Source organism: Mesorhizobium norvegicum, assembly GCF_004919685.1.
Lineage (GTDB): Bacteria > Pseudomonadota > Alphaproteobacteria > Rhizobiales > Rhizobiaceae > Mesorhizobium > Mesorhizobium norvegicum.
In genome coordinates this window covers 205,765-217,262 of record NZ_SMYZ01000047.1, presented here as the reverse complement: position 1 = coordinate 217,262, position 11,498 = coordinate 205,765, and the positions used below count along the sequence as shown (strand labels likewise).

Here is an 11,498-nt window from a genome sequence, read left to right as displayed (position 1 = left end):
CTACTGCCCTACTGCCCTACCCTCTTTCTCAGCAGTCTGCCGCAAATCCCCAATCACCGCCCGCCGATCCTGCCGCCGCCAGGCAAGATAGATGGAAACCGTGCGCTCGAACCATGGCAGGTCGCGAAACACGATGCGCGACGGTGCGGCGGCGCGCAGACTGGCCTGTACCGTCGCCAGGCCGAGTCCGGCGCTGACCAAGCCGAGCGAGGTCAGCGGATCCGCCGTCTCATAGGCGATGTCGGGCAGAAAGCCGGCCTTGGCGCAAGCGGCGAGGAACTGGCCACGGTTGGTGTCGTCAGGCTGGCGCACGACGGTGATCCAGGTGCGGCCGTCGAGGTGATGCGGCCCGATCTCTGATATTTGGACGAGCGGATCATCTTCGGGGATCGCCAACACCAGCGGTTCGTGCCGCAGCGCCATGGCGGCGACATCCGGGTCATCGTCGGCTGGCGGCGAGTAGACAAAGCCCAGATCGAGCGACCGCTGCCGCAGTCCCTCCAGTTGCGCCGCCGAACGCAGGCTTCTCAATTGCAGGTGGAAATCCGGCCGGTCGCGGCGGAACTGGCGCAGCATTCCGGCGACAAGCCCGGCATGCACGGCGCCTTCGACATAGCCGATGGCGAGACGACCGACGGCGCCGCTGGCCAGGTTGCGGCCAAACTCCTCCAAACGTCGCGCATTGGACAGCAGCGCGCGGGCCTCGGCGAGGAAGGCGCGACCCTCGGCGTTGAGATGGACCCGTTGCTTCGCCCGTTCGAACAGACTGACGCCAAGCTGCTCCTCGAGCTGCATGATCTGCCGGCTGAGCGGCGACTGCGAAATATGCAGCATTTCGGCGGCGCGCCCGACATTGCCGGTTTCGGCGACGGTGACGAAATAACGGAGCTGGCGCAGGTCGAACATTTTTCTCCAAGGCTCCAGTCCTGTCAGGTCTCAACTTTAGCCTAATCAGTCTTGGACTATCTGACCAGTCGAAGCGACAATCGGCCATCCCAACCAAAGGAGACCGCCATGCAGTTCTTTGCCCTTCTCACCCGCAACACCGCTGAGTTCACCGATGCCGATTTCGCCCCGCTTCTGCCCGGCGAAGCCGAACAGCGGCGCACGCTCTATGCCGAAGGCACGGTGCGTCAGGTCTGGAACCGCGGCGACATCCCGGGCAGCGGCATGATGTTCGAGGCAGCCGATGATGCAGAGGTCCGTGGCCATCTCGCCACCTTGCCGCTGGTCAAGGCCGGCATGATGGACATTGCCGCAATCGTGCCGCTCAAGCCCTACCCGGGCTTCGGCCCGAAGCGCTGAGAGGCGCAATCCGGGGGTGGCGAAGGCGTCACCACCGGATTGACGTGGGTGATCGACAGACTGTGATCGGCTGTCAAGAAACCGTCACACGAAACCGGGTTCGCTCATGCTAGAAATCAAGGTCAGGCGGCCGCCATGCGGCGCCATGTTCGAAACCTGCATCTGGCACCACGCCCATGGACATCGCTCTCGCCCCGGAAGGCACCGATCTGTCGCCTTACCTGCCCGACGAGCACGGGTTGTTTTTCATCTACCACTTTACCACCGAAGGCGTGCTAACCAGGGACGCCGCCGCCGCACACTGGACGTGGCGCAGCTATCAGCTTTCCGACATGCGCGCCCGCCATGAGATTGGCGCCGATCAGGCTTTGCCGGCATCGGTGCGCGAAGCCTTCCTGTCCGCCAGCCATGGCTGCCATATCGACCTCGAGGACGACTGGCTCTATGGCGACCTGCCGGATCTGCGCCACGACTATTCGGCGGAAGCGGGCGGACTTGGCCATTTCCGCTTCGCCCTCAACGACACCATGCTGGTTGGTGCCCGCAAGCAACCGCTGCAGTCGGTCGATAACATCCGCAAGGCGATCGAGAACGGATCGCGCAAGTTCCGCTCGCCGGCCGAACTGATCGAGGCTGTCGTGGGCCAGTCTTTCGACGGCATGGTGGCCGAACTCGCGGCACTCGGCGACAGTCTCGACGGCATCGAGGATCGCATCGTCTGCGACGCATGGCACAATGAGCGGCAATCCCTCGTCGACGCTCGCCGGCACCTGGTGGTGATCCACCGGCAGATGGCGACGCTGACCAATCTGTTTCGCCATCTCGATCATTCGCACCGCAACGACCTGCCTGACACAATCAACGACATGGCGGCGCGGCTGTCGCACCGTGCGCAGACGCTGCACTATGACGGCGAACAGTTGCAGGCCCGCGCCCGGCTGCTGCAGGACGAGCTGATGGCCAAGCTAACGACGCAGTCGAACCAGTTGCTCTATGTGCTGTCGGTGATGACGGCGGTGCTGTTGCCGATGACCATCATCTCCGGCCTGTTCGGCATGAATGTCGGCGGGCTGCCCCTGGTCAACACGCCGATGGGGTTCTGGGTGGTGTCGGCCGTGTCGATGGTTATCGCGGCGGGTACCTATCTGTTCGTCCGGCGCCTAGGGCGGATGTAAGCGCTCAAACCGCGCGAAGATCCTCGATGATGGTGCCGGCGGCGGCGACTTCCGCTTCGTGGTCGGGCTCGCGCCAGATCTCGGCAAGGCCAGCCGCATACCATTCGCGCATTGCCGGCAGGGCAAGCAACTGCGCCGGATAGGCTGCAGCCGCACCCTCGAAAGAAAGCCCATAGGACTGTGCGCGAAACGCCACCGGGGCAAAGAAAGCGTCGACGGCGGTGAAATGAGCGCCGGCCAGAAACGGCCCGCCGAAACGGGCAAGGCCATCGTTCCAGAGGTCGCCGAGGCGAAAGAGGTCCTGCTTTAGCGCATCGGACATCGGAAACGGCTTTACGCGCAGGCCGCAACTCATCGGACAGGCGCCGCGCAGTGCGGTGAAGCTCGAATGCATCTCGGCGGCGGCCGAGCGCGCCCAGGCGCGCGCCTTGGCCTCGACAGGCCACACGCCATGATGGCGCTCGGCGAGATATTCGGCGATGGCCAGCGAATCCCAGACCGCCCAGCCATCGTCGATCAGGCACGGCACCCGGCCGCTCGGCGAGAACGGCCGGTAGAGTTCCCAACTCGACCCGGTCGGAAACGGGGTCAGCCGCTCCTCGAACGGAATGTCCAATGTCCGCATAAGCACCCAGGGCCGCAACGACCATGAGGAATAGTTCTTGTTGGCGATATGCAGCAGGTACATCGACACCCCTTACCGTGCGGGCTGCGCCGCGGCCCGGCGCGCTGTCGTCAACATCGACCAGGAATAGACCGCCAGTGCCGCCCAGATCAGCGCAAAGGCGATGGCCTGGGTCGTGCCGAAAGGCTCGTCGAAGATCAGAACGGCGATCAGGAACACCATGGTCGGCGCGATATACTGCATGATGCCGATGGTGGAGAGGCGCAGCAGCTTGGCGCCGAAGGCGAACAGCAAGAGCGGTATCGACGTGACCGGACCGCAGCCGATCAGCAGCGCCGTATCGGCACCGCTGCTGGATACGATGTGGTCCTGTCCGGTCGCGATCAAGTAAGCGATGTAGCCAAGGGCCGGCACCGACAGCAAAAGCACTTCGAGCAGAAACCCCTGGCTCGGGCCGATCGGCAGCGTCTTGCGGAAGAAGCCGTAGGCGGCGAAGGAAAACGCCAGCGCCAGTGACACCCAGGGCAGCTTGCCGCCCTCTATGGTCAGCACGGCGACGGCGACGGCCGCCAGCGCCACTGCCGCGATCTGCAGCCGGTCGAGCCGCTCGCCAAGCAGCAGCGCGCCGACGACGACGCTGACCAGCGGATTGATGTAGTAGCCGAGCGCGGTCTCGACGGTGCGGTCGACGGCAATCGCCCAGACATAGATGCCCCAGTTGACCGAGATCAGCGCCGCCGTCAGCGCGGCCATCGCGATGGTGCGCGGCGAACGCAGTGCCGCCTTGAAATCCGCCGTTCGGCCGGCCCAGACCAGAACGGCGGCGGCGATCGGCACCGACCAGACGATGCGATGGGCAATGACTTCGGCGAGCGGCAGATGAGCGACCGCCTTCATGTAGAAAGGCAGCAGACCCCATAGCAGATAGGCGCCCAGTGCCAGCAGGAAGCCGCGATGGGCCTTGGAATCTGCGTCCAGGATAATTACTTCAGTGGCCATGGGCCAACGCTATGGCCCAGTCACCTTGGCAAGACCATCGCAAAGTTCTGATGGATCAATGGACTTTCGCTGATGGTTCAACCCTATTCGGCCGCCACCAGCCCGGCCATCTCGCGGTTCTTCATCAGCTTGTAGACGATGGAATCCATCAGCGCCTGGAACGAAGCGTCGATGATGTTCTCCGAAACGCCGACCGTCCACCAGCGCGCGCCGGTGCCGTCATGCGATTCGATCAGAACGCGGGTGATCGCCTCGGTGCCGCCATTGAGGATACGCACCTTGAAGTCGGCCAGCTCCATGTCGGCGATCTCGCCCTGGAACTTGCCGAGGTCCTTGCGCAGCGCGATGTCGAGTGCGTTGACCGGGCCATGCCCCTCGGCCACCGACATCTTCTCCTCGCCATCGACCACCACCTTGACGATCGCTTCGGAGACCGTCTTCAGCTGGCCGTTGGCGTCGAAGCGGCGCTCGACCATGCAGCGGAACGAGGTGACGTTGAAGAATTCCGGCAGGCCATGCAGCATCTTGCGCGCCAGGAGTTCGAAGCTGGCATCGGCGCCTTCATAGGCGTAGCCCTCGGCCTCGCGCTCCTTGACCACTGATATCAGCGCGTCGAGCCGGTGATCGTCCTTCGGCACCTCGATGCCGCGCCGCTTCAGCTCGGCGAGGAAATTGGCCTTGCCGCCCTGGTCCGAAACCATGACGCGGCGGCGGTTACCGACCGTTTCCGGAGGCACATGCTCATAGGTCGCCGGCTCCTTGGCAAGTGCGGAGGCATGGATGCCGGCCTTGGTGGCGAAGGCGGAAGCGCCGACATAGGGCGCCTGCGCTTCCGGGGCTCGGTTCAAGAGTTCGTCGAAGGCGCGCGACAGGCGCGAAATGCCGGTCAGTGCCTCAGTTGAAATCCCCGTCTCGAAACGATCGGCGAAGGCCGGCTTCAGCGCCAGAGTCGGCACGATCGAGATCAGGTTGGCGTTGCCGCAGCGCTCGCCGATGCCGTTGAGCGTGCCCTGGATCTGGCGCACGCCGGCCTCGACAGCGGCGAGGGAGTTCGCCACGGCCTGGCCGGTGTCGTCATGGGCATGGATGCCGAGATGATCGCCTGAAATACCGGACGAAATAACCTTCTCGACGATGGCGCGGACTTCCGACGGCTGCGTGCCGCCATTGGTGTCGCACAGCACCACCCAGCGCGCGCCGGCATCGTAAGCGGTCCTGGCGCAGGCCAGCGCATAGTCGGGATTGGCCTTGAAGCCGTCGAAGAAATGCTCGACGTCGACCAATGCCTCCTTGCCGGCGGCGATCGCTGCCTCGACGGAGGCCTTGATGGCGTCGAGGTTCTCCTCATTGGTGCAGCCGAGCGCGACACGGACATGGTAGTCCCAGCTCTTGGCGACGAAGCAGATGGCATCCGACTTCGATTGCACAAGTGACGCAAGGCCGGGATCGTTGGACGCCGACACCCCTGCCCGCTTGGTCATGCCGAAGGCGACGAATTGGGCGTGCTCCGTGCGCTTCTCCTGGAAGAAGGCTGTGTCGGTCGGATTGGCGCCGGGGTAGCCGCCCTCGACATAGTCGAGACCAAAAGCGTCGAGCAGTCTGGCGATGGCGATCTTGTCCTCGACGGAAAAGTCGATGCCCGGCGTCTGCTGGCCATCGCGCAATGTGGTGTCGAAGAGATAGAGGCGCTCGCGGGTCATGGTCATTTGCCTGCAAACTTGTCCGTCGCTCGGATCAGCCGGTCAAGGATACCCGGCTCCGAATAAGCATGACCGGCGCCCTCGATCAGGTGGAAATCCGCCTTTGGCCAGGCCTTGTGCAGCGCCCAGGCATAGCGCGCCGGGCACGGCATGTCGTAGCGGCCGTGGACGATGGTGCCGGGAATGTCACTCAGCTTGTGCGCGTCGCGCAGCAGCTGCCCTTCCTCAAGCCAGCCGGCATGGACGAAATAATGGTTCTCGATGCGGGCGAAGGCGACGGCATAGTCGTCCTGCCCAAACGGTCCACTGGTCTCCGGCTCCGGCAACAGCGTGATTGTTTCGCCTTCCCACAGACTCCAGGCGCGAGCGGCCTCGATCTGCGCCTTGAGATCTGTGCCGACCAGCCGCTTGCGGTAGGCGGCCATCATGTCACCGCGCTCGGCCTCCGGGATCGGCGCCAGGAACCGCTCCCATTTGTCCGGAAACATCTCCGAGACGCCGAACTGATAGTACCATTCGAGTTCCGCACGCGTCAGCGTGTAGATGCCGCGTACCACCAGCTCACTGACGCGTTCGGGGTGCGTTTCGGCATAGGCCAGCGCAAGCGTGGAGCCCCAGGAGCCGCCAAACACCAGCCATTGGTCGAAGCCGGCCATTTCGCGCAGCCGTTCGATATCGGCGACCAGGTGCCATGTCGTATTGGCTTCGAGCGAGGCGTTGGGCGTCGACTTTCCGCAGCCGCGCTGGTCGAACAGGGTGACATCGTAGAGCTTCGGGTCGAACAGCCGCCGGTGTTTTGGCGAAATGGTGCCGCCCGGCCCGCCATGCAGGAACACCGCCGGCTTGGCGCCCTTGGTGCCGGAACGCTCCCAGTAGACCTGATGGCCGTCGCCGACATCGAGCATGCCGGAATCGAACGCTTCGATCTCGGGATAAAGCGTACGCAATTGACTGCTCATAGTTGCAAACCTTTGGTCGGCCAGTCCGCTGTTTCATGGTCGGGGTGCTGGAAGGAGATGATCGCTTCCTGCCGGGCATAGTAGTCGGGATCCTGGTGGACGGGCTGATCGAAGATCGTCTCCACCCAGGGCAGCCGCGCGGCGTAGTTGACCTGGATCTGCGGAGCGAGATCGGAGCGGTCGTCGAAGGCACCGATAGCGATCTCAAGCCCTCCGGGCTGCCGGTAGGTCAGCGGCGTCCCGCAGCGGGCGCAGAAACCACGATCGATGTTGACCGACGACTGGAAATAACTCGGCTCTTCATGGGTCCATTCGACGCCGTCCCTGGGTACCGTGACCAGCGCACCGAAGAACGAGCCGAACTGCTTCTGGCACATGCGGCAATGGCAGATCGAGGGGCGGCCGAGCGCTCCATGAATGCGGAAGCGCACGGCGCCGCACTGGCAGCCGCCGGTTCTTACTGTCTCGGTCATGATCTTTCCTTCGGTGGCCATTGTTCGGTGTCGTGGTCCGGGTGCTGGTAGGAGACGAGATCGGCCAGATAGGAGGCCGACGACATGTCGGCCATGGTGTCCTCGCCCGGCAGTTGCGGGATCGAGTCGACATAGGGCAGCTTTGCCTCGATCCCCCACTGGATCAGCGGCACAATCTCCGCCGGATTGTCGAACGCACCAATGGCGAGGCCAACGCCGTCCGGTGCGGTGAAGGTCAGTGGCGTGCCGCAATTGGCGCAGAAGCCACGATCGACATGGTTGGAGGAACGGAAGTATTTCGGCTCGCCACGCGTCCAGTCGAGCCTGGCGCCGCGCACCGACACCAGCGGCGCGTAGAACGAGCCGAATGCCTTCTGGCACATGCGGCAATGGCAGATCGAGGCGTCACCAAGCGTGCCCTCGACGCGAAAGCGCACCGCGCCGCACTGGCAGCCGCCGGTGTAGATCGGCCGGTTGTCGAGGCTCATCACCGCTCACTCCGGGGCATGGCAGACGGCCTCGACATTGTTGCCGTCGGGATCGAAGACGAAGGCGGCATAGTAGTCCGGGTGATAGTGCGGGCGCAGGCCCGGCCCGCCATTGTCCTTGCCGCCGGCGGCGAGCGCCGCGGCGTAGAAGGCTTCGACCTCGGCGCGGCTGCGCGCGGTGAAGGCGACGTGCTGGTGGTCTTTCGGCTTGTCCTTGGCCGAACTCAGCCAGAACACCGGCCGGTCACGGCCATAACCACCGACCTTGGCGCCGCCGGTGTATTCCAGCGGCACCATGTAGAGCAGCGCGGCACCAAGCGGCGCCATCGCCTTGTCGTAGAAAGCCTTCGAAGCGTCGAAATCGGCAACGGTGATGCCGAGATGGTCGATCATGAAATTGCCTCCCTTGCTGGTTCGCCCGCCGGCATTTCGGCACCGGCCAGGCCAGCCTCGATGACGATGTGCTGGCAGACATTGTCGATATCGCGAATGACGTCGTCGTTCCAGAAGCGCAGGATGGTCCAGCCGCAACTCTTCAAATATGCGCTGCGTGTCTCGTCATGTTGTAGATTTTCGCTATCCGCATGCTGGCTGCCGTCTACCTCGACGATGAGACGATAGGCCGAGCAAGCAAAGTCGACGATGTAAGGTCCGATCGGCACCTGCCGTCGAAAGCTCATCCCCATAAGCCGGTGAGCGCGCAACTCATTCCAAAGTTTCAACTCCGCATCGGTCATGACGCGACGCATGGATTTTGCATTCCGGCGGTGTCGTTGCGGAACGAGATCGTGTCCCATCAAACGCGCCTTGGCCGATGATTAGCGAAATCGGCGACGGGGGCCGATCTCCCCCCTTGCGGGGGAGATTGGCTGTCACCAGCGCGCCCGCCAAACTTGCAAAGGTGTTTCGCGCCACCCTCACCGCTTGACCTCCCAGGTCGTCACACGCTCCCCTGTGACCGGATCCTTGCCGTCCTTCAACTGTACACCTTGTGCCAGCAGTTCGTCGCGGATGCGGTCGGCCTCGATCCAGTTCTTCGCGGCGATGAATGCGAGACGCTTGGCGATAGCCTCGGCGACACCACCTTCATCAACCTTCGCCGACGCGACATCGAAGCCGAGGAACAGCAGCGACGCTTTCAGCGCAGCCGCCGCATCGTTGCCGTCCGCTGCCTCGCCGGCCAACTGCGTCAGGACCTGGAAGGCGGCATAGGTGGCGAGATCGTCCGACAAGGCATCGATGATCTCCACGGGCACCTGCCCTGCCGCCGCCGGCGCGAGGTCGGCCGCCCGCTTCCATTTGCGCAGCATGTTCTCGGCCTCTTCCAGCTTGCGCACGGAAAAGTCGATCGGCTCGCGATAATGCGTCATCAGCATCGCCGGCCGCAGCACCTCGCCCGGCCATTTGCGGCCGCCAAAGGTCTCGGTCTCCAGGAGCTCGTTGATCGAATAGAAATTGCCGAGGCTCTTCGACATTTTCTGGCCTTCGACCTGCAGGAAGCCGTTGTGCATCCAGATGTTGGCCATCACGTCGGTGCCGTGGGCGCAGCGTGACTGGGCGATCTCGTTTTCGTGGTGCGGGAAGATCAGGTCGAGGCCGCCGCCATGGATGTCGAAGACCTTGCCGAGATAGGCGGCCGACATTGCCGAGCATTCGATGTGCCAGCCCGGCCGCCCCCTACCCCAGGGGCTGTTCCAGCCGGGCTCTTCCGGTGAAGACAGCTTCCAGAGGACAAAGTCGCCAGGATTTTTCTTGTGCGCGTCGACGGCAACGCGAGCACCGGCCTGCTGCTCGTCGAGATTGCGTTTCGACAACTGGCCGTAGTCAGGCATCGACGCCGTATCGAACAGGACTTCGCCCGCGGCAACATAGGCATGGCCACGTTCAATCAGGCTTTGAATCAAGGTGATCATGTCGACCTTGCCGTCGGCGCGGGGCTCGACGAATTCGGTGGCGCGGGGTTCGACCGTCGGCTCCAGGCAGCCGAGAACCGCCACGTCCCTGTGGAACTGACCGGCGGTCTTTTCGGTGACCCGCCGGATCGCCTCGTTGAGCGAGAGCGTGCCTGAAGCGATCTCGCCGCCGAAATCGCGCAGGGCGCGCGCGTTGATCTTGTCGTCGACGTCGGTGATGTTGCGCACATAGGTGACGTGCGTCTGCCCATACAGATGGCGCAGCAAGCGGAACAGCACGTCGAAGACGATCACCGGCCTGGCGTTGCCGATATGGGCGAAGTCGTAAACCGTCGGGCCGCAGACATACATGCGCACATTGTCCCGATCGATCGGGACGAAATCCTCTTTCGTCCGCGTTAGCGTGTTGTAGAGGCGCAAGCCCTGCGATGCGTCAGACATTCGTGCCTTCCCGGTTCGTTATGTTTGACTGGAGTCGAGCGCGCCGGGGCGCAAACCGGATTCCAGCCTGCTGGCCGGGGCGTTTGTCCAATCTGGGGAAAGATGAGGCGAAAACGTCCGGACCAGCGCGAGGCTAGCCAATAATGCAAATGCCACAAATGGCGAAAGACGTTTTCATGGGCGGCTTTATCGCCTTGGCTTGTGTTGCCGTCAAGTCGCTAGTTTCGGCAAAAACGTCGCTGGATCACAGGGAATGATCCACTGAAACATTTTATTAAACATGTCGGCACAGTCATGAAACATTCGCCGGCTAGATCAGCAGGCGTCACGATTTGGTCAGAATCGGCCAGCAAACGCAGACACGAAAATGTTACCTGGGAAGAGAGACATGCCTCGCAGCAAGCAGGAATCCAACCGCGCCAAGCAACCGGCGCTGGCCAACCACTACCGTGCAATCGGCCCGGCCGCGATCGTCGCCGCCCTTCTCCACACCGCTAAGAAGAAGAAGCCGGCACAGAAGATCGTATCGCCCCGCGCCGCCTGAAGCGGTGTGCGGCCGGCGCCAAAGGCGCCTGGCATGAGGGCGCTGACATGCGCCTTGAAGAACAGCTGAGCTAGAACAGCGTCATCTGACTGTCGTCCGCGCCGGGCTTCTGGCGCCTGACCTTCTCGGGCTCCGGTCCGATCTCGCCCCGCTCCTGAATCTCCGGTCCCGTGTTGGCGACCTTGTTAACGAGGTTGGAGACGGGAATTGCCTCGAAGAAATCGAGCTGTGCCGGCCGCAACAGGTCGGCGACATCGCGCGGCTCGAGCGTGCGGCAATCCAGCCAACGAGCAAAATCCCTGGGATCGATCACCACCGGCATGCGGTCGTGGATATGCGCGATGTCGGCATTGGCATTGATGGTCAGGATGGCGCCGGTGTCCATTTCCGAACCGCCCGGCTCGGCATAGGTCTCGATCAGGCCGGCGAAAGCGACCAACCCGCCATGCCTTGGGCGTATCCAGTAGGGCTGCCCCTTCTTGCCACCGGTTTGCCGCCATTCATAAAAGCCGGAGGCCGGCACCAAAGCGCGGCGATGACGCATGGCGGCCTTGAACGATGCCTTTTCGGCGGCGCCCTCAGAGCGCGCGTTGAACAGCAGCGGAAACTCGCGCGTGTCCTTCACCCAGGTCGGGATCAGCCCCCAGCGCACCAGCATCGGCTGCCGGTCGGGCAGATTCGAGCCCGGCGCCCGCGGGGCGCCGGCGACCGCCATCAGGATCGGCTGCGTCGGCGCGATGTTGTAGCGCGCCGGGAAATCCTCCAGTTCAGCCAAGCTTAGCAAGGCGGCGGTCTGGTCCGGCGTCGCGGTTAAGGCAAAACGTCCGCACATGGTCGATTGGCGCCCTTCGAATGGTTCAGCTTGAAAGTGGCGAT

Annotated in this window: 14 protein-coding genes; 3 read left to right on the top strand and 11 right to left on the bottom strand. The window is 63.4% G+C overall.

The annotated features are described in order from the left end of the window. Complete coding sequence (locus tag FCU66_RS20585) at nt 1-906, bottom strand: LysR substrate-binding domain-containing protein (RefSeq protein WP_136622798.1); 906 nt, start codon at nt 904-906, stop codon at nt 1-3. A 108-nt stretch (nt 907-1,014) separates the two neighbouring features. Here FCU66_RS20585 and FCU66_RS20580 point away from each other — a divergent pair, with 108 nt between their 5' ends. Then, nucleotides 1,015-1,305: a muconolactone Delta-isomerase family protein gene (locus FCU66_RS20580; protein WP_136622799.1), complete on the top strand. Its 291-nt coding sequence runs from the start codon at nt 1,015-1,017 to the stop codon at nt 1,303-1,305. A 176-nt stretch (nt 1,306-1,481) separates the two neighbouring features. After that, nucleotides 1,482-2,480, top strand: coding sequence for a transporter (locus FCU66_RS20575; protein WP_136622800.1), 999 nt, complete (start codon nt 1,482-1,484; stop codon nt 2,478-2,480). A 4-nt stretch (nt 2,481-2,484) separates the two neighbouring features. Here FCU66_RS20575 and FCU66_RS20570 read toward each other — a convergent pair whose 3' ends face one another. From FCU66_RS20570 to cysS, 9 genes are all read right to left on the bottom strand, one after another. Then, entirely contained in the window at nt 2,485-3,168 is a 684-nt protein-coding gene (locus FCU66_RS20570) for a glutathione S-transferase family protein (protein ID WP_136622801.1), read from the bottom strand. Nucleotides 3,169-3,177: 9 nt separating this feature from the next. Then, the gene (rarD, locus tag FCU66_RS20565) at nt 3,178-4,104 is read right to left on the bottom strand and encodes an EamA family transporter RarD (protein ID WP_136622802.1); all 927 of its coding nucleotides are present in this window, start codon (nt 4,102-4,104) and stop codon (nt 3,178-3,180) included. Nucleotides 4,105-4,187: 83 nt separating this feature from the next. Beyond that, nucleotides 4,188-5,810: a citramalate synthase gene (gene cimA, locus FCU66_RS20560; RefSeq protein WP_181956564.1), complete on the bottom strand. Its 1,623-nt coding sequence runs from the start codon at nt 5,808-5,810 to the stop codon at nt 4,188-4,190. Beyond that, the gene (gene pip, locus FCU66_RS20555; protein WP_136622804.1) at nt 5,807-6,763 is read right to left on the bottom strand and encodes a prolyl aminopeptidase; all 957 of its coding nucleotides are present in this window, start codon (nt 6,761-6,763) and stop codon (nt 5,807-5,809) included. The genes cimA and pip overlap by 4 nt, the downstream gene beginning before the upstream one ends. Continuing rightward, nucleotides 6,760-7,236: a GFA family protein gene (locus FCU66_RS20550; protein WP_136622805.1), complete on the bottom strand. Its 477-nt coding sequence runs from the start codon at nt 7,234-7,236 to the stop codon at nt 6,760-6,762. The genes pip and FCU66_RS20550 overlap by 4 nt, the downstream gene beginning before the upstream one ends. Beyond that, entirely contained in the window at nt 7,233-7,724 is a 492-nt protein-coding gene (locus FCU66_RS20545; RefSeq protein ID WP_136622806.1) for a GFA family protein, read from the bottom strand. Before FCU66_RS20545 ends, FCU66_RS20550 begins: the two co-directional genes overlap by 4 nt. A gap of 6 nt (nt 7,725-7,730) precedes the next feature. Then, nucleotides 7,731-8,117 (bottom strand): VOC family protein, encoded by a 387-nt coding sequence (locus FCU66_RS20540; RefSeq protein WP_136622807.1) that lies wholly within the window; start codon nt 8,115-8,117, stop codon nt 7,731-7,733. Next, nucleotides 8,114-8,521 (bottom strand): endonuclease domain-containing protein, encoded by a 408-nt coding sequence (locus FCU66_RS20535; RefSeq protein ID WP_136622808.1) that lies wholly within the window; start codon nt 8,519-8,521, stop codon nt 8,114-8,116. The genes FCU66_RS20540 and FCU66_RS20535 overlap by 4 nt, the downstream gene beginning before the upstream one ends. 120 nt (nt 8,522-8,641) lie before the next feature. Beyond that, a complete protein-coding gene (cysS, locus tag FCU66_RS20530) occupies nt 8,642-10,078 on the bottom strand; it encodes a cysteine--tRNA ligase (protein ID WP_136621207.1) in 1,437 nt (478 codons plus the stop codon). 388 nt (nt 10,079-10,466) lie between these two features. Between cysS and FCU66_RS20525 the strand changes: the two genes are divergently transcribed. Beyond that, entirely contained in the window at nt 10,467-10,622 is a 156-nt protein-coding gene (locus FCU66_RS20525; RefSeq protein WP_109662740.1) for a hypothetical protein, read from the top strand. A 70-nt stretch (nt 10,623-10,692) separates the two neighbouring features. On the opposite strand, the gene FCU66_RS20520 is transcribed toward FCU66_RS20525, so the two are convergent. Next, nucleotides 10,693-11,454: an SOS response-associated peptidase gene (locus FCU66_RS20520; protein WP_136621208.1), complete on the bottom strand. Its 762-nt coding sequence runs from the start codon at nt 11,452-11,454 to the stop codon at nt 10,693-10,695. Nucleotides 11,455-11,498 lie beyond the last annotated feature (44 nt).

Excerpts from the sequence above, each read along its gene's own strand:
- FCU66_RS20585 (WP_136622798.1), bottom strand. The coding sequence starts at position 906 with ATGTTCGACCTGCGCCAGCTCCGTTATTTCGTCACCGTCGCCGAAACC.
- FCU66_RS20580 (WP_136622799.1), top strand. The coding sequence starts at position 1,015 with ATGCAGTTCTTTGCCCTTCTCACCCGCAACACCGCTGAGTTCACCGAT.
- FCU66_RS20575 (WP_136622800.1), top strand. The coding sequence starts at position 1,482 with ATGGACATCGCTCTCGCCCCGGAAGGCACCGATCTGTCGCCTTACCTG.
- FCU66_RS20570 (WP_136622801.1), bottom strand. The coding sequence starts at position 3,168 with ATGTACCTGCTGCATATCGCCAACAAGAACTATTCCTCATGGTCGTTG.
- rarD (WP_136622802.1), bottom strand. The coding sequence starts at position 4,104 with ATGGCCACTGAAGTAATTATCCTGGACGCAGATTCCAAGGCCCATCGC.
- cimA (WP_181956564.1), bottom strand. The coding sequence starts at position 5,810 with ATGACCATGACCCGCGAGCGCCTCTATCTCTTCGACACCACATTGCGC.
- pip (WP_136622804.1), bottom strand. The coding sequence starts at position 6,763 with ATGAGCAGTCAATTGCGTACGCTTTATCCCGAGATCGAAGCGTTCGAT.
- FCU66_RS20550 (WP_136622805.1), bottom strand. The coding sequence starts at position 7,236 with ATGACCGAGACAGTAAGAACCGGCGGCTGCCAGTGCGGCGCCGTGCGC.
- FCU66_RS20545 (WP_136622806.1), bottom strand. The coding sequence starts at position 7,724 with ATGAGCCTCGACAACCGGCCGATCTACACCGGCGGCTGCCAGTGCGGC.
- FCU66_RS20540 (WP_136622807.1), bottom strand. The coding sequence starts at position 8,117 with ATGATCGACCATCTCGGCATCACCGTTGCCGATTTCGACGCTTCGAAG.
- FCU66_RS20535 (WP_136622808.1), bottom strand. The coding sequence starts at position 8,521 with ATGGGACACGATCTCGTTCCGCAACGACACCGCCGGAATGCAAAATCC.
- cysS (WP_136621207.1), bottom strand. The coding sequence starts at position 10,078 with ATGTCTGACGCATCGCAGGGCTTGCGCCTCTACAACACGCTAACGCGG.
- FCU66_RS20525 (WP_109662740.1), top strand. The coding sequence starts at position 10,467 with ATGCCTCGCAGCAAGCAGGAATCCAACCGCGCCAAGCAACCGGCGCTG.
- FCU66_RS20520 (WP_136621208.1), bottom strand. The coding sequence starts at position 11,454 with ATGTGCGGACGTTTTGCCTTAACCGCGACGCCGGACCAGACCGCCGCC.